General features: G+C 60.4%; 18 protein-coding genes. 11 read left to right on the forward strand and 7 right to left on the reverse strand.

The annotated features are described in order from the left end of the window. The first annotated feature begins 34 nt into the window (after positions 1-34). The 6 genes from ACUN0G_RS04005 to ACUN0G_RS04030 all read left to right on the forward strand — a co-directional run bounded on the left by ACUN0G_RS04005 (position 35) and on the right by ACUN0G_RS04030 (position 6,307). Complete coding sequence (locus ACUN0G_RS04005; RefSeq protein ID WP_076017620.1) at positions 35-337, forward strand: DUF3649 domain-containing protein; 303 nt, start codon at positions 35-37, stop codon at positions 335-337. Then, positions 334-1,908, forward strand: a complete 1,575-nt coding sequence (locus tag ACUN0G_RS04010) for a PepSY-associated TM helix domain-containing protein (RefSeq protein ID WP_421551928.1) — start codon at positions 334-336, stop codon at positions 1,906-1,908. Before ACUN0G_RS04005 ends, ACUN0G_RS04010 begins: the two co-directional genes overlap by 4 nt. After that, a complete protein-coding gene (locus tag ACUN0G_RS04015) occupies positions 1,909-2,235 on the forward strand; it encodes a DUF3325 domain-containing protein (protein ID WP_258343807.1) in 327 nt (108 codons plus the stop codon). It begins immediately after the preceding gene. A gap of 8 nt (positions 2,236-2,243) precedes the next feature. After that, positions 2,244-2,807 carry an RNA polymerase sigma factor gene (locus ACUN0G_RS04020; protein ID WP_375378886.1) on the forward strand — a complete coding sequence of 188 codons (564 nt, stop codon included), beginning with the start codon at positions 2,244-2,246 and terminating at the stop codon, positions 2,805-2,807. After that, positions 2,804-3,793, forward strand: a complete 990-nt coding sequence (locus tag ACUN0G_RS04025) for a FecR family protein (protein WP_445572739.1) — start codon at positions 2,804-2,806, stop codon at positions 3,791-3,793. Before ACUN0G_RS04020 ends, ACUN0G_RS04025 begins: the two co-directional genes overlap by 4 nt. 273 nt (positions 3,794-4,066) lie before the next feature. Then, a complete protein-coding gene (locus ACUN0G_RS04030) occupies positions 4,067-6,307 on the forward strand; it encodes a TonB-dependent receptor (protein WP_445572740.1) in 2,241 nt (746 codons plus the stop codon). Positions 6,308-6,442: 135 nt separating this feature from the next. On the opposite strand, the gene ACUN0G_RS04035 is transcribed toward ACUN0G_RS04030, so the two are convergent. Together ACUN0G_RS04035 and yejK are read right to left on the reverse strand one after the other, a co-directional pair. Then, positions 6,443-6,793, reverse strand: coding sequence for a glutaredoxin family protein (locus ACUN0G_RS04035; protein ID WP_003212747.1), 351 nt, complete (start codon positions 6,791-6,793; stop codon positions 6,443-6,445). Further along, positions 6,793-7,797 (reverse strand): nucleoid-associated protein YejK, encoded by a 1,005-nt coding sequence (yejK, locus tag ACUN0G_RS04040; protein ID WP_003212745.1) that lies wholly within the window; start codon positions 7,795-7,797, stop codon positions 6,793-6,795. Before yejK ends, ACUN0G_RS04035 begins: the two co-directional genes overlap by 1 nt. Before the next feature lie 397 nt (positions 7,798-8,194). On the opposite strand from yejK, the gene ACUN0G_RS04045 reads away from it, so the two are divergent. Then, on the forward strand, positions 8,195-8,476 hold the full coding sequence (locus ACUN0G_RS04045; protein WP_017476062.1) for an HU family DNA-binding protein: 282 nt from the start codon (positions 8,195-8,197) through the stop codon (positions 8,474-8,476). Between the two features lie 176 nt (positions 8,477-8,652). Here the strand turns inward: ACUN0G_RS04045 and rlmF are convergent, their stop codons facing one another. The 5 genes from rlmF to ACUN0G_RS04070 form a co-directional block, all read right to left on the reverse strand. Next, the gene (rlmF, locus tag ACUN0G_RS04050) at positions 8,653-9,675 is read right to left on the reverse strand and encodes a 23S rRNA (adenine(1618)-N(6))-methyltransferase RlmF (RefSeq protein WP_063033059.1); all 1,023 of its coding nucleotides are present in this window, start codon (positions 9,673-9,675) and stop codon (positions 8,653-8,655) included. A gap of 252 nt (positions 9,676-9,927) precedes the next feature. Continuing rightward, positions 9,928-12,774, reverse strand: a complete 2,847-nt coding sequence (locus ACUN0G_RS04055; protein ID WP_445572741.1) for a valine--tRNA ligase — start codon at positions 12,772-12,774, stop codon at positions 9,928-9,930. Between the two features lie 185 nt (positions 12,775-12,959). Further along, positions 12,960-13,364, reverse strand: a complete 405-nt coding sequence (locus ACUN0G_RS04060) for a DNA polymerase III subunit chi (RefSeq protein ID WP_445572742.1) — start codon at positions 13,362-13,364, stop codon at positions 12,960-12,962. Positions 13,365-13,371: 7 nt separating this feature from the next. Beyond that, positions 13,372-13,800, reverse strand: a complete 429-nt coding sequence (locus ACUN0G_RS04065; RefSeq protein WP_102605183.1) for a DNA polymerase III subunit chi — start codon at positions 13,798-13,800, stop codon at positions 13,372-13,374. Positions 13,801-13,993: 193 nt separating this feature from the next. Continuing rightward, on the reverse strand, positions 13,994-15,484 hold the full coding sequence (locus tag ACUN0G_RS04070; RefSeq protein ID WP_445572743.1) for a leucyl aminopeptidase: 1,491 nt from the start codon (positions 15,482-15,484) through the stop codon (positions 13,994-13,996). Positions 15,485-15,766: 282 nt separating this feature from the next. Between ACUN0G_RS04070 and lptF the strand changes: the two genes are divergently transcribed. The 4 genes from lptF (at position 15,767) to lepB (ending at position 20,769) form a co-directional block, all read left to right on the forward strand. After that, positions 15,767-16,885, forward strand: coding sequence for an LPS export ABC transporter permease LptF (gene lptF, locus ACUN0G_RS04075; RefSeq protein WP_445572744.1), 1,119 nt, complete (start codon positions 15,767-15,769; stop codon positions 16,883-16,885). After that, positions 16,878-17,957, forward strand: coding sequence for an LPS export ABC transporter permease LptG (gene lptG / locus ACUN0G_RS04080; protein ID WP_421523501.1), 1,080 nt, complete (start codon positions 16,878-16,880; stop codon positions 17,955-17,957). Before lptF ends, lptG begins: the two co-directional genes overlap by 8 nt. Before the next feature lie 152 nt (positions 17,958-18,109). Continuing rightward, complete coding sequence (gene lepA / locus ACUN0G_RS04085; RefSeq protein ID WP_003210439.1) at positions 18,110-19,909, forward strand: translation elongation factor 4; 1,800 nt, start codon at positions 18,110-18,112, stop codon at positions 19,907-19,909. 5 nt (positions 19,910-19,914) lie between these two features. Then, entirely contained in the window at positions 19,915-20,769 is an 855-nt protein-coding gene (gene lepB / locus ACUN0G_RS04090) for a signal peptidase I (protein ID WP_226476637.1), read from the forward strand. Positions 20,770-20,875 lie beyond the last annotated feature (106 nt).

Raw genomic sequence — 20,875 nt, forward strand, 5'->3', positions numbered from 1 at the left:
AATATTGCGTGCTGACGAACCTGGCGCCCTGTGCATGAAACGCAAAACCTCACTTCCCGTTTCCTACCGTCTTGCCGTGACTTCGCGGGTGCTGGCGGCTGTGGTCGGCGGTTACTTGCTGGCGTCCCTGGCCAGCGTGTGCATGACCTTGTGGCTGCCCACCAGTCGCGCCGATGCGGTGATCAGCGGCATGCTGAGTTCGTTTGTGTTCTATCTGTTGGCGGTGATCTGGTGTTTCGCCTGCCGTACCGCCTGGCGCGCCTGGTTTGGCGTGTTGCTGCCCAGTGCGATGCTGGCCACATTTGCCGGGTTGACGTACTGGATGACACGCACATGAAAGAGGGCTTCCGCCAGGCCATGGCCTGGTTGCACACCTGGGCTGGGCTGATCTTTGGCTGGCTGCTGTTTGCGATTTTCCTGACGGGCACCTTGTCCTATTTCAAGGACGAAATTACCCACTGGATGCAGCCCGAAGTGCAGGCACACCCCGTCGACGACGCCCGTAGCCTGGCCGTCGCCCAAGCCTATCTGCAGCAACAGGCACCCAACGCCGCGCGCTGGTTTATCAACGTGCCGAGCCCCCGTGAACCCGGCCTGTCGGTGATGTGGCAAGACAAGGTTGACCCGGGCAAGCGCGGCAATTTCGTCGAGAAACTCCTCGATCCCGTCAGCGGCCAGCCGGTCCACGCCCGGGAAAGCATGGGCGGCGAATTCTTCTATCGCTTCCACTTCCAGCTGCAAATGCCCTATCCGTGGGGGCGCTGGCTGTCGACCATCGCCGCGATGGTGATGTTCGTGGCGCTGATCACCGGGATCATCACCCACAAGAAAATCTTCAAGGACTTCTTCACCTTCCGCCCGCGCAAGGGCCAGCGCTCCTGGCTTGACGGGCACAACGCCGTGGGCGTGCTGGTGTTGCCGTTCCACCTGATGATCACCTACAGCAGCCTGGTGATTTTCATGAGCATGGTGATGCCGGCGAGCATCCTCGCCTCGTACGGCAATGACACCCGTGCGTTCTTCAATGATGTGTTCCCGGCCACCGACAACGCGCCAGCCCTTGGCCAACCCGGGAAGCTGTTGCCGCTGGGGCCGATGTACCAGCAGGCGCGCGAGCAATGGGCCGGTGGGCATGTCGGACGGCTGGTGGTGAATAATCCAAGCGATGTAAACGCCTCGGTCAATGTATTCCGCGCCGGGTCGGATCGAGTGGTGCACGACTTTGGCAGCACCGTCTCATTCAACGGCACCACCGGGGAGCTGCTGCGGGTCAGCGGTGAGCAGTCGCTGCCGGCGGCAATTGGTGGCAGCTTCTACGGTTTGCACATGGGCCACTTCGCCGGCCCGGTATTGCGCTGGCTGTATTTCATCTGCGGCCTGGCGGGCACCGCGATGATCGGCACCGGGCTGGTGATGTGGCTGGGCAAGCGTCAGCTCAAGCACACCAAAACCGGTGTGATGCCCTTTGAACTGCGGCTGGTGGAAGTGCTGAACATCGCCAGCATGTCCGGCTTGATGATCGCCATCGCCGCCTTCTTCTGGGCCAACCGCCTGTTACCGGCCAGCTTTGCCGGGCGCTCGGACTGGGAAGTCCAAGCCTTCTTTATTGCCTGGGGCTTGAGCGTTGTGCATGCGATTGTCCGCCAGGGGCGCCGCGGCTGGGTTGAGCAATTGAGCGTGGGCGCGCTGCTGTTTATTGGCGTACCGGTGCTCAACGCGCTGACCACGTCCCAGCATTTGGGTGTGTCCCTGGCCAACGGCGATTGGGCCATGGCCGGCTTCGACCTGACGTGCCTGGGCAGCGGCGTGTTCCTCGCCTGGGCTGCGTGGAAAATGCAGCACCGCCGCGTCCCTCAACCCAAGGCCGAACGCGCCCGGCCGTTGACCTTCAAGGGCGAGGTGAACTGAATGCTCCTGGCGCTGCTGCTGTGTTACGCAGGGTTTACCGCGTTGTGCCTGTCCATGGACCGGCACCATGGCGAACTGCTGCGCAGTAAACCCTCACCCCGTCGGCGCCTGGGTTTGCGCGTTGGCGGCTGGCTGCTGTTGGTCGTGTCGATCTGGCCAGCGGTGCGCGCGACCGGTTGGAGCCAGGGCCTGGTGGAGTGGTGCGCGGTGCTGATGCTCAGTGGGTTGCTGCTGGTGTTGCTGCTGCCGTATCGGCCAAGGCTGGCCTTGATCCTGGCGGGCGTCGGCCTGCTGGCCAGCCCGGTTGCGGCCTTCGCGACCCTTTGAGTCCACCGTTGATGATTTCCACGCCTCCCGAACATCAAGAGCAGCACGCAGACGCGGCAGGCGGCCGTGCGCATTTCCTGCAGGTGTTCCTGTCCCAGCGCTCGCAGATGGAAGCGCTGGTCAGTCGCCGGGTAGGGTGCCGTGCGACGGCGGCGGACCTGGTGCAGGATTTGTTCCTGCGCTTCTGGCGCCGGCCATTGGTGCAGGTCGAGGAACTCAGCACCTACCTGCTGCGCTGCGCCGGCAATATCGCCATCGATCACCTGCGCAGCGAAGGCGCCCGGGTGCGCAGCAGTGAAGGCTGGCTGCCGGAACAACAGGACAACCAGGGCTCCGAGCCCCAGGCCGCGCTGGAGGCGGGCAACGATCTGCGGCATGTCGAAGCGGCTTTGCGCAGCTTGCCGGAACGTACCCGGCAGATTTTTCTGCTCAACCGCATCCATGGCCGCAAGTACGCGGAAATTGCCAAAGCCATGGGCCTGTCCCAAAGTGCCGTGGAAAAACATATGATGCGCGCCCTCGAAGCCTGCAAGGCCAGCCTTCGTGAACCATCGCCAAGGAAAGCCCCGTGAACGCCACTGCCCGCGTCACCCCGACGCCCGACCAGGAACAGGCCGCATTGGCCTGGCTGAGCTTGTTGCACGACCAGCCCAGCAGTGGCGACCAGGCCACGTTCAGCCATTGGCTGCGGGCCGACCCGGCGCATGTCGAGGCCTATGCCCAGGCCCAGGTGCTGTGGGAATTGAGTGAAGTACCGGCCACAACGTTGGCGGATGAGGATGCCCTGGCGCTGCAGGGTTACTTGAACGCGATGAATACCTCGAAACGCTCCAGCGTGCGGCGCTGGTCTGGCGCCCTGGCCATGGCCGCCTGCCTGCTGGTGATGATCTCGATGGGCGCCGGCTGGCAGCCGTCACGCTGGGTCGATGACTTCGGCGCGGATTACGTCACCGCGCCGGGTGAGGTGAAGACCGTGACCCTGGCCGATCAAAGCCAGGTCACCCTGGACGCCGACAGTGCGATCGCAGTGGATTTCAAGCATGGCGAGCGCCATATCCAGCTACGCCGTGGCGCCGGTTTTTTCAGTGTGACCCACACTGGCGAATCCTTTGTGGTCGAGGCCGGCAGCGGCGAAGCACGGGTGCTTGGCACGCAGTTCGAGGTGCGCCTGCAACCGACAGGTGCGCAGGTGACGGTGTTGTCCGGCCGGGTTGGGGTAACGCCGTCGAAGTATGCTCAGCAACAGATTCTGGCGGCCGGCCAACAAGTGGCCTACGCCGATGGTGTCGCCGATGAGCTGCACACAGTCGACAGCGAGTCGCGCCTGGCCTGGCGCGACGGTTGGCTCAACTACTACAAGACGCCCCTGGCAGAAGTGGTGCAAGACCTCGGCCGCTACTATCCCGGTCGTATTCTCCTGCTCAATGACGACCTTGCCGCTCGGCGTGTCAGTGGCAGTTTCCCGAGCAAGGATCCCCAGGCGGTGCTCAATGCGCTGCAGGCGGTTTTGGGGTTCGAACAACACGCTCTGCTCGGTCGAATGATCGTACTGCGCTAGATACAGAGCGCTACGCTGCAATGGCGTAGCGCTGTCATTACTTGCACCCATCTCCCTTGAATGCCCCAATGCCTTGGCACATCGGCGTCTGGGGGCCTTTCATTTAACCTTCATCGCAATCGCCAAAACCTGTAACCAAACCGTTACGTGATGCACGGATGATCCTCGGATTCCTGAGCAGGTGGTCAGGAAGATTGGCGGCGCTGTTCACCCAGCCCAAATCGCCAATACCTCCCCCATAACAACAGATGGATGCATGTAAGGGATCTACTCGTGACCTACAACAAACTCTATGCCCTGCTTTTAGCATCGGGCCTGGGCGGCTTTGCGCCGCTGGTTCTGGCAGACGACTCCCAGGATGTCGGTTCGGTGCACGTTGCCGGCGAACGTACCCTGGGCACCGGCCACATGATTCAGGAAGAAAGCGCCAAGGCCCGGTCCACCGTGACCAAGGAAGCCATGGACGAAATGTCCCCGACGGCCAACGCCATCGACAAGCTCAAGTACACGCCGGGCATCAACGTTTCGAACGATGACGCCAGCGGCATGAGTGGCACCAGTTTCACCATGCGCGGCATGAACTCCGACCAGGTCGGGGTTTCCATGGACGGCGTGCCGATCAACGACTCCGGCAGCTATGGCGTGTACGCCAACCAGTTGGGCGATCCGGAAAACGTCGGCGAAGTGTTTGTCACCCAGGGCTCCTCCGAAGCGGACGGCCCACATATTGGTTCCAGCGGCGGCAATATCGGCATGGTCACAATCCGTCCGACCAAAGAGCCAGGCTTGTTCGTCAAACAATCCATCGGCTCGAATAACCTGACAAAGTCCTTCGCACGGCTCAACACCGGCGACCTGGGCGGCTTCAAGAGCTGGGTCTCGGCCTCTCACACCGAAGGCGACAAGTGGCGCGGCAAGGGCACTGTGCGCGGTGACAAGGTGGAGTGGAGCACGCTGTTCGAAGACGACAACGGCAACTCCAGCAACTTCACCATGAAGTACAACAAGCAGGAAAACTACAACTACAACACCCTGAGCAAGGCCCAGTTCCAACAACAGGGGCGGCGCCTGGATTACTCGGAAACCCCGGTCTACAAAAACGGCTTGCTGTCGTCTTCCTACAAGCTCAACCGCAACCCTTTCGAAAGTGTCATGACCACCTTCACCCAGCGCTGGCGCCTGCGTGATGACCTGGCCCTGACAGTTGCGCCTTACTACTACTGGGGCAACGGCGGCAGTTTCAGCGGCCAGACCGCGACCAACCTGGGGCCGAAGTCCGACAAGGCCGGTAACTACGACCTGGGTAACCTCCAGTCGGCCAACTACTACCGGCCGTCGTGGACCGAAACCTGGCGCCCTGGCGTCACGGTCAAAATGAAATGGGACATCAACGAGGAGCACAGCCTGGATTACGGTTACTGGTACGAGCGCGCTCGCCAGCGCCAGACCCAGCCGTATATCGGGATCAACAGCGAAGGTGCACCGGACGACATCTGGGGTGATTACAACAGCGGCGGCCAGGTGGTCGACAAGAACGGCAAGACCGTCCAGGGCCGTCACCAGTACACCGTGACCCCGGCCCAGAAACTATGGGTGCAGGACAGCTGGCAAGCCACCCCAGACCTGAGTTTTGTCGGCGGGCTGGCGTACCAGTACGTCGAGCGTGACGGCGACAACCTGGGCAGCCTGTACGACAAGCCGGAAAAGCGTAACGCCCGCTACCATCAGTTCCTGCCGAACTTCAGCGCCAAGTACCAGGTCGACGAGAGCAACCAGGCGTTCTACAACGTCACCCGCAACATGCGCACCCCGCAGAACTACGTGCTGTACAACAAGGGTGACTCCCTCAACCTCAACCCCGAGCTGAGCTGGAACCAGGAGCTGGGCTGGCGCTACACCGAAGAAAAAATGGCCTTGAGCGCGACCCTGTTCTACATCACCTTCAAGGATCGCCAGCTGTCGACCACCGACTTGAACGGTGACTACGTGATGGCCAACGTCGGTGACGTGACCAACAAAGGCCTGGAGCTGGAGTGGAGCGGCCTGCTGCCATACAACTTCAACTACTACGCGTCGTACACCTATACCAAGTCCGAGCAGCAGGACGACTTTGTCAGCAAGAACGTGTTGTTGCCGACCAAGGGCAACCAGTTGGCCAACGTGCCGGAAAACATGCTCAACCTGGTGTTTGGTTACGACGACAAGCGCTACTACGGCAACATTGCCGGCAAGTATGTCGGGGCGTTCTACGGCGATTTGACCAACAACGAGAAAATCTCCGGGCGCACCGTGTTTGACCTCAACGCCGGTATCTACTTGCCGGTGGACAAGAAGGTCTTCAAGTCGGCCGCGCTGCGCTTCTCGATGCTCAACGTGTTTGATAAGGAATACTTGAGCTCGGCGCGCACCGTGTCGTTCAACTCGGCGCCGGTAAATGGCCTGGCGGCCAGCTCGGCGTATTACAACGTGGGTGAAGAGCGCACGGCGATGGTTTCCCTGGAAGCCAATTTCTAAGGCGTACGCAAACTCAATGTGGGAGCGGGCTTGCTCGCGAATGCGGTGGGTCAGTCGCCAGATGTGTTGACTGAACCAGCGCATTCGCGAGCAAGCCCGCTCCCACATTTGATCGGCGGTGTTTTACAGAGTGAGTTACTTCAGCGCGGCCATGATCGCTTCCGGGTTGTAGTCGCGAATCAGCGTGCCGTTCACGTCCACAAATGGAATCCCGCCGCCGCCCAATGCCTCGTACGCCTTGCGCGCCTGGGCGTCCTTCTCGATATCAAACGCCTGGTAGGGAATCCCCTTGGAATCCAGAAAGCGCCGGATCTGTTTGCAGTAGCCACACCACTCGGTGGAATACAGCACCACGCGCGCCGCCGCGCGTGTCTGCTCCGGCACCACCTGGGAGGGGTTGAACAGCCGCTCGATCTTGCCCCAGTTCTGGAAAACCACCACCACCAGCAACACCAGCAGGACTTTCTTCAGAACCCCGCCCAGCATCAGTTGCGACGCTTGAGCTGGTCGGTCAACTGGGTCGGCAGGCCCTTGATGATCAAGGTGCCGGCGGCTTCGTCGTATTCGATCTTGTCGCCCAGCAGGTGCGCTTCAAAGCTGATGGACAAGCCTTCGGCGCGGCCGGTGAAACGGCGGAACTGGTTCAGGGTGCGTTTATCCGCCGGGATTTCCGGCGACAGGCCGTAGTCCTTGTTGCGGATGTGATCGTAGAAGGCTTTTGGCCGATCTTCATCGATCAACCCGGACAGCTCTTCCAGGCCCATTGGCTCGCCGAGCTTGGCCTGGCTGCTGGCGTAGTCCACCAGGGTCTTGGTTTTCTCGCGGGCGGACTCGTCCGGCAAGTCTTCGCTTTCAACGAAGTCGCTGAAGGCCTTGAGCAGGGTGCGGGTTTCGCCCGGGCCGTCGACGCCTTCCTGGCAGCCGATAAAGTCGCGGAAGTACTCCGAGACCTTCTTGCCGTTCTTGCCCTTGATAAAGGAGATGTACTGCTTGGACTGCTTGTTGTTCTGCCACTCGGACACGTTGATCCGCGCGGCGAGGTGCAGTTGGCCAAGGTCGAGGTGGCGTGACGGCGTCACGTCCAGCTGGTCGGTCACTGCCACGCCTTCACTGTGGTGCAGCAGGGCGATCGCCAGGTAATCGGTCATGCCCTGTTGATAGTGGGCAAACAGCACGTGGCCGCCGGTGGAGAGGTTGGACTCCTCCATCAGCTTCTGCAGGTGTTCTACGGCAATACGGCTGAAGGCGGTGAAATCCTTGCCACCGTCGAAATACTCCTTCAACCAGCCGCTGAACGGGTGCGCGCCGGACTCGGCATGGAAAAAGCCCCAGGCCTTGCCTTGTTTGGCGTTGTAGCTCTCGTTGAGGTCGGCAAGCATGTTCTCGATCGCGGCCGACTCGGCAAGCTCGGAGTCGCGGGCGTGGAGAACTGCAGGGGTGCCGTCGGGTTTTTTGTCGATCAGGTGGACGATGCAATGACGGATCGGCATGGGCTTCTCGGCTGGTTGAAGGGGAGTGGTCGGGCTCCCGGAAAAAGTCGCCAGTGTACCGCACCCGCTGGGGATGGCGCTGTTCGGAGGGCGTTTTGAGCGCCATCCGACGGGCCATATGCCTTTTTTTCACGGTTTAGAGCGATAAAGCTGACCAAATGGGTATGTTGAGGCGGATATTTCCCCGTCTCTGTGCTAGTTTTGCCCCGTCTTACGCGCAGTCTGGGCGTTAAGCGTGCATTCAGCATTTGTCAGGTCGAACCAAACCCGGTTTCAGGTATCTATAACCCCGATCTCCGTGGTTATAGCCCTAGGGTGCCAGGCCTTGATGGCAGGGCTCGATGGCTGACACTGCACTCTGCAATCCAAATGAATTTGATAGGGAAGGAACACCACAATGGCTATTACTAAAGACCAACTGATCGCTGATCTGGCTGAATCCACTGGCGCCACCAAAGTTCAAGTGCGTGCAGTGATTGAACAACTGAGCCAGATCGTTGCTGATCAGCTGGAAAACGGCGGCGAAATCACTCTGCCAGGCGTTGGCAAACTGAAAGTGACCGAGCGTCCTGCCCGTACTGGCCGTAACCCTTCGACTGGCGCTGCCATCGAAATCGCTGCCAAGAAAGTTATCAAGCTGGTTGTGGCAAAAAGCCTGACCGACGCTGTTAACAAGTAAGACGCAGCAAAAAAACCGTGCTCCGGAGCGATCCGGGCACGGTTTTTTGTTGCTCGCCGTTTTGTTTTTAACGGTAGGAGCGAGCTTGCTCGCGAAGGTCGTCAACGATAACGCGGGGCATCTGATACCCCGCGGCGCCTGTTGGTTTTTCGCGAGCAAGCTCGCTCCTACAGGTTTTAGTCCTTGCGCGCCCAGCGCTGGCGCCACACCTGTTGCTCGCTCGGGGTCTGGAAAGTCCAGGCGACGAAGCGGCTCTGCTTCTGGCCCTGGGACATCTCCACCACCTGGCTCTCCAGCACACCGGCCTTTTTCAGCGCAGTCTGAATGGCCGGCAGGTTTGACGCTTTCGACACCAGGGTGCTGAACCACAGTACTTTATGTTGGAAATGCGCGCTTTCAGCGATCAACTGCGTCACAAACCGCGCTTCACCGCCTTCACACCACAATTCCGCCGACTGGCCACCGAAGTTCAGTACCGGCAACTTGCGTTTCGGATCAGCCTTGCCCAGTGCACGCCATTTACGTTCGCTGCCCTTGGTCGCTTCATCCATGGAGGCGTGGAAGGGCGGGTTGCACAGGGTCAGGTCAAACCGCTCGCCCGGCTCCAGCAGCCCCAGCAGGATCTGCTTGGGATTGGTTTGCTGGCGCAGCTGGATGGCCTTGTTCAGCCCGTTGGACTGCACGATCGCCTTGGCGGCAGCCACGGCCGTCGGGTCGACTTCAGAACCGAGGAAATTCCAGCGGTACTCGCTGTAGCCGATCAACGGATAGACGCAGTTGGCGCCCATGCCGATATCCAGCACCTTCACCGGCGCGCCACGGGGGATCACGCCTTCGTTGACGCTGGCCAGCAGGTCGGCGAGGAAGTGCACGTAGTCGGCACGGCCCGGGACCGGTGGGCACAGGTAATCAGCCGGGATGTCCCAGTGATTGATGCCGTAGAACGCCTTGAGCAACGCCCGGTTGAACACCCGTACCGCGTCGGGGCTGGCGAAGTCGATGCTTTCCTTGCCGTACGGGTTGATGATCACGAATTGCGCCAGTTCCGGCGTGGTCTTGATCAGCGCCTGGAAGTCGTAACGGCCCTGGTGGCGGTTACGCGGGTGCAAGGTGGCCTCTTTGCGCGGAACGACGGGCTTGGCCGGCGTGGTGGATTTAGGCTTCTTGCGCGGTGCTTTGGGTGTGCTGGGGGCGGTCATGGGCTGCGTCGATTCTGCGTTTGTTTCAAAAGTGGCGGGTATTGTCACACATTCCGGGCGAGGCCCGGTGATCGTTCCCACGCTCTGCGTGGGAATGCCGCATTGGACGCTCTGCGTCCCCAGGTTCGCGCAAGACTCAAGTCTGCAACGCAGAGCGTCACGGGATGCATCCCCACGCAGAGCGTGGGAATGATCAGTGGCCGCCCATAAAAAAAGAGACCCGAAGGTCTCTTTTTTCACACGGGCTGCCCCTTACAGGCTGGAAATCCGCGCATGTTGCTCCGCCAGCTTGCCCAAAGCCTGTTCAGCCTCAGCCAGTTTGGCGCGTTCTTTCTCGATCACTTCAGCCGGAGCCTTGTCGACGAACGCCGCGTTGGACAGCTTGCCGCCCACCCGCTGCACTTCGCCTTGCAGGCGCAGGATTTCCTTGTCCAGGCGCGCCAGTTCGGCACCTTTGTCGATCAGGCCGGCCATCGGCACCAGCACTTCCATATCGCCAACCAGTGCGGTGGCGGACAGCGGTGCTTCGGCGCCAGCGGCCAATACGGTGATCGACTCCAGCTTCGCCAGCTTCTTGAGCAGCGCATCGTTCTCGGTGAGGCGACGCTGATCTTCGGCGCTGGCGTTTTTCACGAACACGGCCAATGGCTTGCCCGGACCGATGTTCATCTCGGCGCGGATGTTGCGCGTGCCCATCATCAGGGTCTTGAGCCATTCGATGTCGCTTTCGGCCGCCTCATCGATGCGGGCTTCGTTGGCCACCGGCCAAGGTTGCAGCATGATGGTCTTGCCGTCTTTGCCCGCCAGCGGCGCGATGCGCTGCCAGATTTCTTCGGTGATGAACGGCATGAACGGATGCGCCAGGCGCAACGCCACTTCCAGCACGCGCACCAGGGTGTGACGGGTGCCGCGCTGACGTTCGATCGGCGAGTTCTCGTCCCACAGCACGGGCTTGGACAGTTCCAGGTACCAGTCGCAATACTGGTTCCAGATGAACTCGTACAAAGCCTGTGCCGCCAGGTCGAAGCGGAACTGGTCGAGTTGACGGGTCACTTCGGCTTCGGTGCGCTGCAACTGGGAGATGATCCAGCGATCCGCCAGGGACAGCTCGATGGCCTCGCCGTTCTGGCCGCAGTCTTCTCCTTTATCCAGCACGTAGCGCGCGGCGTTCCAGATCTTGTTGCAGAAGTTGCGGTAGCCTTCGACGCGGCCCATGTCGAACTTGATGTCGCGACCGGTGGACGCCAGCGAGCAGAAGGTGAAGCGCAGGGCGTCGGTGCCGTAGCTGGCGATGCCGTCAGCGAACTCGTCGCGCGTCTGCTTCTCGATCTTCTTCGCCAGTTTCGGCTGCATCAGGCCCGAGGTGCGTTTCTGCACCAGGGTTTCCAGGTCGATGCCGTCGATGATGTCCAGCGGGTCCAGGACGTTGCCCTTGGACTTGGACATCTTCTGGCCCTGGCCATCACGCACCAGGCCGTGCACGTACACGGTCTTGAACGGTACCTGCGGGGTGCCGTCTTCGTTTTTCACCAAGTGCATGGTGAGCATGATCATCCGGGCAACCCAGAAGAAAATGATGTCGAAGCCGGTGACCAGCACGTCGGTGGAGTGGAATTTCTTCAGGAATTCGGTCTGTTGCGGCCAGCCGAGGGTGGAGAACGTCCACAGGCCCGAGCTGAACCAGGTGTCCAGTACGTCGTTGTCCTGTTGCAGTGCCATGTCCGGGCCGAGGTTGTGCTTGGCACGTACTTCGGCTTCGTCGCGACCCACGTAGACCTTGCCCGACTCGTCGTACCAGGCCGGAATCCGGTGGCCCCACCACAGCTGGCGGCTGATGCACCAATCCTGGATGTCACGCATCCACGAGAAGTACATGTTTTCGTACTGTTTAGGTACGAACGCGATGCGGCCGTCTTCCACGGCAGCTATCGCCGGCTCAGCCAAAGGCTTGGTGGACACGTACCACTGGTCGGTCAGCCAAGGCTCGATGATGGTGCCGGAACGGTCGCCTTTCGGCACTTTCAGGGCGTGGTCGTCAACGCTCACCAGCAGGCCGGCGGCGTCGAAGGCCGCAACGATCTGCTTGCGCGCTTCAAAACGGTCGAGGCCGGCGTATTCAGCCGGGATCTTGCCGTCGATGCTCTCGTTCAGCGTGCCGTCGAGATTAAACACCTGGCAGGCCGGCAGCACAGCGGCGTTCTTGTCGAAGATGTTCAGCAGCGGCAGGTTGTGGCGCTTGCCGACTTCGTAGTCGTTGAAATCGTGGGCCGGGGTGATTTTCACGCAGCCGGTGCCGAATTCAGGGTCGCAGTAGTCGTCCGCGATGATCGGGATGCGACGGCCAACCAGCGGCAGCTCAACGAACTTGCCGATCAACGCCTGATAGCGCTCGTCGTTCGGGTTAACCGCGACAGCGGCGTCGCCAAGCATGGTTTCCGGACGGGTGGTGGCGACGATCAGGTAGTCGTTGCCTTCGGCGGTCTTGGCGCCGTCAGCCAGTGGGTACTTGAGGTTCCACAGGAAACCTTTCTCGTCGTGGTTTTCCACTTCAAGGTCGGAAATCGCCGTGTGCAGCTTGGTGTCCCAGTTGACCAGGCGCTTGCCGCGGTAGATCAGGCCGTCTTCATGCAGGCGGACGAAGGCTTCCTTTACGGCTTCCGACAGGCCGTCGTCCATGGTGAAGCGCTCGCGGCTCCAGTCGACGGACGAGCCCAGGCGACGGATCTGACGGCTGATGTTGCCGCCGGACTGATCCTTCCATTCCCAGATTTTATCCAGGAATTTCTCGCGGCCCAGGTCGTGACGGTTCTGGCCGGTGGCTTCCAGTTGGCGTTCCACCAGCATCTGGGTGGCGATACCGGCGTGGTCGGTACCTGGCTGCCACAGGGTGTTGCGACCCTGCATGCGGCGGAAACGAATCAGCGCATCCATGATCGCATTGTTGAAGCCATGGCCCATGTGCAGGCTGCCAGTGACGTTCGGTGGCGGAATCATGATGGTGTAGGCATCGCCCGCGCCTTGCGGAGCGAAATAATTCTCGGACTCCCAGGTCTGGTACCAGGAAGTTTCAATAGCGTGCGGCTGGTAGGTCTTATCCATGCGCGGCGGGACCCTAGTTGGCATTAATTCAGGAAAGCCGACAAGTATAACGGGGGATAGTGGAGAGGGGTAGGAGCGAGCTTGCTCGCGAAAAACCTGAGGGCGGCGCGTTCATTCAGGATGTACGCGTTATCGTTCACGCCCTTCGCGAGCAAGCCCGCTCCCACAAGGAATATGTGTCAGCCTTAGTTCTGGTACTGGCTCAACAACCGCTCCATGCGCGCATCCAGTCGGCGCTTGATCTCGGTTTCGATATGCGGAGCAAAATCGTCGATCACGTCTTGCATGATCAGTTGCGCAGCGGCGCGCAGTTCGTTGTCCAGGTGCAGCAACAGGGCGTCGGGCGCTTTCTCTGCGGCAGGCACGGCAACTTCCGGCGCGGGCGCGGCTTGCCCTGCAGGCGTTTCGACAGGTTCCGGCGCGACAGGTTTGCCACCGACCATATCGAACAGCAAAGGAATTTGTACGTCACCATTGACCGAATCGGTCAGCAGCGGCGGTTGCAGGTCATCATCACCGAGCAGCTTGCGGATCGACTCAAGGTCATCCAGCAGGTGATCAGAGTCTTTTAGCGGGTTTGGAGTGTCCATTGTGTGCTCAAAGTCGTTGTAGCCGGTGATCTTGCAGAGAATAGCCCTGTTCGCGGTAGAAACGGAAACTCTCCCGCGCGGCCTGACGAATAGCCGGGTCTTCCACCACCACTTCCGCCACTCGGGCAAAACCTTTGGCGAAGGCCGGTACTTTCAGGTCGAGGTTGACCAGCAGGTCTGTGTGATCGCCACAGCTGTCGCCCAAACCCAGCACCACCAGGCCTTCCGGCTCTGATTCGGCGGGGCCGTGGGGCACGAAGCTTTCGCCCTTGAAGCGCCACAGGCGGGCGTCGAGGTCGTCACGCTGGGCGGCATCGCTGCAATGCAGGTAGATGCGATGGCCCATGCGCCAGGCTTTTTCGGTGAGCTTGCAGGCAAAGTCCAGGCGCGCGGAAGGATCGGCGCTGGGCAATATATAGAAGTCGACTTGGGTCATTGGGGGTCCTGATAGCCGCGCCGCATGTGTAAATACTGTCTGATCGACCACCACGAAAACCCCGTAGCAGCTGTCGAGCCTGAGCGAGGCTGCGTTGCGGTGTGTCAGATACTCCGCTGACGCAGCCTCGCCGGGGCTCGGCAGCTGCTACGGTCGGGGCGGCGTTGGAATTGCCGCCCCGGGGTCGTCAGTTTCAGGCTTTGGCGCGGTCCAGCAGGTACTGGGTCAGCAATGGAACCGGACGGCCAGTGGCGCCCTTGTCCTTGCCGCCGCTGGTCCAGGCAGTGCCGGCGATGTCCAGGTGCGCCCAGTTGAAGTTCTTGGCAAAGCGCGACAGGAAGCACGCAGCGGTGATAGTGCCGGCTTTCGGGCCACCAATGTTGGCGATGTCGGCGAACGGGCTGTCCAGCTGTTCCTGGTACTCATCGAACAGCGGCAGTTGCCAGGCGCGGTCGTCTGCAGCCTGGCCGGCGCTGAGCAGTTGGCCGATCAGTTCGTCGTTGTTGCCCAGCAGGCCCGATGTGTGGGCGCCCAGGGCAACCACGCAGGCACCGGTCAGGGTTGCGATGTCGATCACGGCTTGCGGCTTGAAGCGCTCGGCGTAGGTCAGGGCGTCGCACAGCACCAGGCGGCCTTCGGCGTCGGTGTTGAGGATTTCCACGGTCTGGCCGCTGAGGGTGGTGACGATGTCGCCCGGACGGGTCGCGCCGCCGCTCGGCATGTTCTCGGCGCAGGCCAGGATGCACACCAGGTTGATCGGCAGCTTCAGTTCCAGCACGGCACGCAGGGTGCCGAACACGCTGGCGGCGCCGCCCATGTCGTACTTCATCTCATCCATGCCCAGGCCCGGCTTGAGGCTGATGCCGCCGGTGTCGAAGGTGATGCCTTTGCCGACCAGGGCAAATGGCTTCTCGGACTTCTTGCCGCCGTTGTATTGCATCACGATCAGGCGTGGCGGCTGGTCGCTGCCCTGGCCCACGGCATAGAACGAGCCCATGCCCAGTTCCTTGATCTTCTTCTCGTCCAGGACTTCGACTTTTAGGCCCTTGAATTCCTTGCCCAGCGCCTTGGCTTGCTCGCCCAGGTAGGTTGGGTGGCAGATATTCGGTGGCAGGTTGCCCAAATCACGGGTGAAAGCCATGCCGCCGGCGATGGCCTGGGCGTGGGTCACGGCGCGTTCGACTTCAGCCTGGGCGGCCTTGATGGTCAGCAAGGTGACTTTTTTCAGGGCGCGGGGTTCGGCCTTGGTGCTCTTGAACTGGTCGAAGACGTAGCCGCCATCCAGCAGGTTTTCGGCCAGCAGACGGGTCTTGCCGTAGCTGTCGCGGCCCTTGACCACGATTTCGTCCAGCGCCAGGGCTGCATCGGTGCCGCCCAGGCCCTTGAGGGTGTTGAGGATGCCGGCGATGATCTTGCGGAACGGACGGTCGCCCAGTTCGGCGTCCTTGCCCACGCCCACCAGCAATACGCGGTCGGCTTTAAGGTTAGGCAGGCTTTGCAGCAGCAGGCTCTGGCCCACTTTACCGGCCAGGTCGCCGCGCTTGAGGACCGCGCTGATGGCGCCGCCGCTCAGTTCGTCCAGTTGCTTGGCGGCAACGCCCAGCTTGCGCCCTTCGCCGACAGCGACCACGAGGGTGGCGGTTTTCAACGTTTCGGGGCTAACGCTTTTTACAACCAGTTCCATTTTCGGGTCCCTTATAAAGGTCAGTGAGCCAGGAGTCTGTACTCCGGCTTGTAAGCTTGGCAGCCTGTAGGCCGCCCGCGACAAAGGCCGCAGTTTGAACCTCGCCGCCCGAGCCTGACAACCCTTGTGGGCAGCTTTGTGCACGCGTATGAGCAAGCTCCGTGACAGGTGCGGTCAATCACAGGATAATGCGCCATCTTTTTAGCCGGCCTGCAGCAATGGGTCGTCTCGATATGCTTGCTTGTTTGGCCGCCTTAGCCTGACAACCCTGGAGTGTCTGGTTTGATCGTCTTCCGTTATCTGTCCCGCGAAGTCCTGTTGACCCTGAGTGCCGTAAGTGCGGTATTGCTGGTCATCATCATGAGTGGTCGCTTCGTCAAATACCTCGCCCAGGCTGCCTCGGGTGCCCTGGATCCGGGTTCGCTGTTCCTGATCATGGGCTTTCGCCTGCCGGGCTTCCTGCAGCTGATTCTGCCATTGGGCCTGTTTCTCGGGATCTTGCTGGCCTACGGCCGCTTGTACCTTGAAAGCGAAATGACCGTGCTGTCGGCCACCGGCATGAGCCAGCAGCGTCTGCTGGCCATGACCATGGTCCCGGCCACCGGTATTGCCCTGGTCGTGGCCTGGTTGAGCCTGAGCCTGGCGCCCCAGGGTGCCTTGCAGTTCCAGCTGGTGCTCAACAAACAGGACGCCATGACCGAATTCGATACCCTGGAGCCGGGCCGCTTTCAAGCGCTCAACGACGGCACCCGGGTGACCTACACCGAACAACTGTCGGATGACCGTGCCAACCTGGGCGGTGTGTTCATCTCTCAGAAGAACCTCGGCCAGAACCAGAAAGACCGTGGTATTTCCATATTGGTGGCCGACAGCGGGCGCCAGGAAGTGCGTCCGGACGGCAGTCGCTATCTGATCCTGGAGAACGGCTATCGCTATGACGGCAGCCCCGGGCAGGCGGATTACCGGGCAATCAAGTACGACACTTACGGTGTAATGCTGGCTCGTCCGGATGTCAGCGACGAAGTGACCGACCGCGACGCGATCCCGACGCCAGACCTGATCGGCAGCAAGGAATTGCGCTCGATTGCTGAACTGCAATGGCGGATTTCCCTGCCGTTGCTGGTGTTTATCGTGACCTTGATGGCGGTACCGCTGTCCCGGGTCAACCCGCGCCAGGGCCGCTTCCTCAAGCTGTTGCCGGCCATCCTGCTTTATATGGCTTACCTGACCATCCTGATTTCCGCCCGCGGCTCTCTGGAGAAGGGCAAGCTGCCGCCGGCTCTTGGGTTGTGGTGGGTCCACGGGATCTTCCTGGCGATTGGCCTGGGCCTGCTTTATTGGGAACCGATGCGGTTGAAGATGCGGAGTCGTCGCAGCGTGAAGGAGATGGCTCGTGGTTAAGCTCGACCGCTACATTGGTAGCAGCGTCCTGGTCGCAATCCTTGCGGTATTGGGCATTATTCTGGGCCTGGCCTCGTTGTTCGCCTTCATTGATGAAGTCGGCAACGTCAGCGATACCTACACCGTAACCAACGTTCTGAGCTACGTGGCGCTGACAGCGCCACGTCGTCTCTACGACATGATGCCGATGGCTGCGCTGATCGGCTGCCTGATTGGCCTGGGCAGCCTGGCCAGCAACAGCGAATTGACCATCATGCGTGCGGCGGGCGTTTCCATCGGCCGCATCGTGTGGGCGGTCATGAAGCCCATGTTGTTGCTGATGGCGGTCAGCGTGCTGATCGGTGAATACGTGGCGCCCCCGGCCGAATCCACAGCCCAGGCCAATCGTGCCCTGGCCCAGGGTTCGGGTGATGCCCAGAGCGCCAAACATGGCCTGTGGCACCGCCAGGGTGAGGAATTTATCCACATCAACGCCGTGCAACCCGGCGGCCTGTTGATCGGTGTCACCCGCTATCACTTCGATAAAGAACGTCACCTGTTGTCGTCCAGCTTCGCCAAACGTGCGCAGTACGCCGACGAAAAGTGGCAGCTGAGCGAGGTGACCACCACCTATTTCCGTGATATCGGCAAGGGCGCGGCGTCGAGCACTGAAGTGATCAACGTTCCGACGGAGCAGTGGGATATTTCCCTCAAGCCCGAATTGCTGAATACCGTGGTGATGATTCCTGAAAGCCTGCCTATCTCCGGCCTGTGGGGTTATATCCACTACCTCAAGGACCAGGGCTTGAACAATGGCCGTTACTGGCTGGCGTTTTGGGTCAAGGTGTTGCAGCCGGTGGTGACCGCTGCCCTGGTGCTGATGGCGATTTCGTTCATCTTTGGCCCGTTGCGTTCCGTAACCCTCGGCCAGCGCGTGTTTACCGGCGTGCTGGTGGGCTTTACCTTCCGTATCGCCCAGGACCTGCTGGGGCCGTCCAGCCTGGTATTCGGCTTCTCGCCGTTGTTTGCGGTGCTGGTGCCCACGGCTATTTGCGCCGTGGCCGGCTTCTGGCTGTTGCGTCGGGCCGGTTGAACCCGCGCTTATGAACAAAAAATGCCCCGTTCGAACGATCGGGGCATTTTTGTTCTTGGTCACCATGGATGACGTCAGGTCTGCGCATCAGGTACAATTCCCGGCTATTTTTCAGCGGGCAGTCTGCCTGCAGCCTTTTTGAGTGTTGATCCGTGAGTGATTTGAGTCATATCCGCAATTTCTCCATCATCGCCCACATTGACCATGGCAAGTCGACGCTGGCCGATCGATTTATCCAGATGTGCGGCGGCCTTGCCGAGCGTGAAATGGAAGCCCAGGTGCTGGACTCCATGGACCTCGAGCGCGAGCGCGGGATCACCATCAAGGCCCACAGCGTTACTCTGTATTACACCGCCAAAGACGGTATCAAGTACCAGCTCAACTTCATTGACACCCCGGGCCACGTCGACTTCACCTATGAAGTCAGCCGTTCCCTGGCGGCCTGTGAAGGTGCGTTGCTGGTAGTGGACGCGGGCCAGGGCGTTGAAGCCCAGTCCGTAGCCAACTGCTACACCGCCATCGAGCAAGGCCTGGAAGTGATGCCGGTGCTGAACAAGATCGACCTGCCACAGGCCGATCCGGACCGCGTCAAGGAAGAGATCGAGAAGATCATCGGCATTGACGCCACCGACGCCGTCGAGTGCAGCGCCAAGACCGGCCTGGGCGTCGACGAAGTGCTCGAGCGCCTGGTCAAGACCATTCCCGCGCCTACCGGCAACTACGAAGATCCGCTGCAAGCGTTGATCATCGACTCCTGGTTCGACAACTACCTGGGCGTTGTTTCCCTGGTACGCGTGCGCCACGGCCGTGTGAAGAAGGGCGACAAGATCCTGGTCAAGTCCACCGGCAAGATCCACCTGGTGGACAGCGTCGGTGTATTCAACCCGAAGCACACCGCGACCACTGATCTGAAAGCCGGTGAAGTGGGCTTTATCATCGCCGGTATCAAGGACATCCACGGTGCACCGGTAGGTGACACCCTGACCTTGAGCTCCACCCCTGACGTCGATGTGCTGCCGGGCTTCAAACGCATCCAGCCGCAGGTTTACGCCGGCCTGTTCCCGGTCAGTTCCGATGACTTCGAGGACTTCCGCGAAGCCCTGCAGAAGCTGACCCTCAACGACTCGTCGTTGCAGTACACCCCGGAAAGCTCCGACGCCCTCGGGTTCGGCTTCCGCTGCGGGTTCCTGGGCATGCTGCACATGGAAATCATCCAGGAGCGCCTCGAGCGCGAATACGACCTGGACCTGATCACCACCGCGCCGACGGTTATTTTTGAACTGGCGCTGAAAACCGGTGAAACGATTTACGTCGACAACCCGTCCAAGCTTCCGGATCTGTCTTCCATCGAAGACATGCGCGAACCGATCGTGCGGGCCAATATTCTTGTGCCGCAAGAACACCTGGGCAACGTCATTACCCTGTGTATCGAAAAGCGTGGCGTACAGCACGACATGCTGTTCCTCGGTACCCAGGTGCAAGTGACCTACGATTTGCCGATGAACGAAGTGGTCCTGGACTTCTTCGACCGTCTCAAATCCACCAGCCGCGGCTATGCTTCGCTGGATTACCATTTTGATCGTTACCAATCAGCTAATCTGGTGAAGCTGGATGTGCTGATCAACGGCGACAAGGTCGATGCCCTGGCGCTGATCGTGCACAAGGACAACGCGCACTACAAAGGTCGCCAGTTGACCGAAAAGATGAAAGAACTGATTCCGCGCCAGATGTTCGACGTCGCGATCCAGGCCGCCATCGGCGGGCAGATCATTGCACGGACTTCCGTCAAGGCACTCAGAAAGAACGTACTGGCCAAATGCTATGGCGGCGACGTCAGCCGTAAGCGCAAGCTGCTCGAGAAGCAAAAGGCCGGTAAAAAACGCATGAAGCAAGTGGGCAACGTGGAAATTCCACAAGAAGCCTTCCTTGCGGTGCTCAGGTTGGATAGTTAGGTCCTATGTCACTAAATTTCCCGCTGTTGCTGGTCATTGCCGTCGCCGTTTGCGGTCTCCTGGCATTGCTCGATCTGATTTTCTTCGCCCCGCGTCGCCGGGCTGCCATCGCGTCCTATCAGGGCAGCGTCAGCCAGCCCGATGTGGCGGTGGTCGAGAAGCTGAACAAAGAGCCAATGCTGGTTGAATACGGCAAGTCGTTCTTCCCGGTGTTGTTCATCGTGCTGGTGCTGCGTTCGTTCCTGGTGGAACCGTTTCAGATCCCTTCGGGATCGATGAAACCTACCCTGGACGTGGGCGACTTCATCCTGGTGAACAAGTTTTCCTACGGGATCCGCTTGCCGGTGATCGACAAGAAAGTCATCGAAATCGGTGACCCGCAGCGCGGCGATGTGATGGTGTTCCGCTACCCAAGCGACCCGAACGTCAACTACATCAAGCGTGTAGTGGGCCTGCCGGGTGACGTGATTCGCTACACCAGCGACAAGCGCCTGTTCGTCAATGGCGAGTCGGTGGCAGAAAAACTGATCGGTTCCGAGCCGAACACTCTGGGCAGCGCCGAGTTGTACCAGGAGAAACTCGGAGCGGTAGAGCACGAAATCCGCAAGGAAATGAGCCGCTACCGTTCGCCGCCTGACAACCAATGGACAGTGCCTGCCGGGCATTACTTCATGATGGGCGACAACCGCGACAACTCCAATGACAGCCGCTACTGGGATGATCCCAATATTCCCAAGGACCTGCTGGGCATGGTCCCCGACCAGAATATCGTCGGCAAGGCCTTCGCGGTCTGGATGAGTTGGCCGGAACCCAAGCTCAGCCACCTGCCGAACTTCTCGCGGGTCGGGCTGATCAAGTAATCCATGCGGCGCTGTGAACACAGCGCCGAATGCTTTTCTGGGGCTTGGACAAAGTCTGGCCCCATGCAGCAACCACCAGGATTTGAATTTGAACACAGCGTTAATC

The sequence above is a fragment of the Pseudomonas sp. 32A genome, from assembly GCF_052682255.1.

What these genes read in the sequence shown, in the direction of transcription:
- ACUN0G_RS04035 (WP_003212747.1), bottom strand. Translation starts at nt 6,793, where the DNA reads ATGCTGGGCGGGGTTCTGAAGAAAGTCCTGCTGGTGTTGCTGGTGGTG.
- ACUN0G_RS04060 (WP_445572742.1), bottom strand. Translation starts at nt 13,364, where the DNA reads ATGGACACTCCAAACCCGCTAAAAGACTCTGATCACCTGCTGGATGAC.
- ACUN0G_RS04010 (WP_421551928.1), top strand. Translation starts at nt 334, where the DNA reads ATGAAAGAGGGCTTCCGCCAGGCCATGGCCTGGTTGCACACCTGGGCT.
- ACUN0G_RS04005 (WP_076017620.1), top strand. Translation starts at nt 35, where the DNA reads ATGAAACGCAAAACCTCACTTCCCGTTTCCTACCGTCTTGCCGTGACT.
- ACUN0G_RS04055 (WP_445572741.1), bottom strand. Translation starts at nt 12,774, where the DNA reads ATGGATAAGACCTACCAGCCGCACGCTATTGAAACTTCCTGGTACCAG.
- ACUN0G_RS04070 (WP_445572743.1), bottom strand. Translation starts at nt 15,484, where the DNA reads ATGGAACTGGTTGTAAAAAGCGTTAGCCCCGAAACGTTGAAAACCGCC.
- ACUN0G_RS04015 (WP_258343807.1), top strand. Translation starts at nt 1,909, where the DNA reads ATGCTCCTGGCGCTGCTGCTGTGTTACGCAGGGTTTACCGCGTTGTGC.
- yejK (WP_003212745.1), bottom strand. Translation starts at nt 7,797, where the DNA reads ATGCCGATCCGTCATTGCATCGTCCACCTGATCGACAAAAAACCCGAC.
- ACUN0G_RS04065 (WP_102605183.1), bottom strand. Translation starts at nt 13,800, where the DNA reads ATGACCCAAGTCGACTTCTATATATTGCCCAGCGCCGATCCTTCCGCG.
- rlmF (WP_063033059.1), bottom strand. Translation starts at nt 9,675, where the DNA reads ATGACCGCCCCCAGCACACCCAAAGCACCGCGCAAGAAGCCTAAATCC.
- lepB (WP_226476637.1), top strand. Translation starts at nt 19,915, where the DNA reads ATGTCACTAAATTTCCCGCTGTTGCTGGTCATTGCCGTCGCCGTTTGC.
- ACUN0G_RS04045 (WP_017476062.1), top strand. Translation starts at nt 8,195, where the DNA reads ATGGCTATTACTAAAGACCAACTGATCGCTGATCTGGCTGAATCCACT.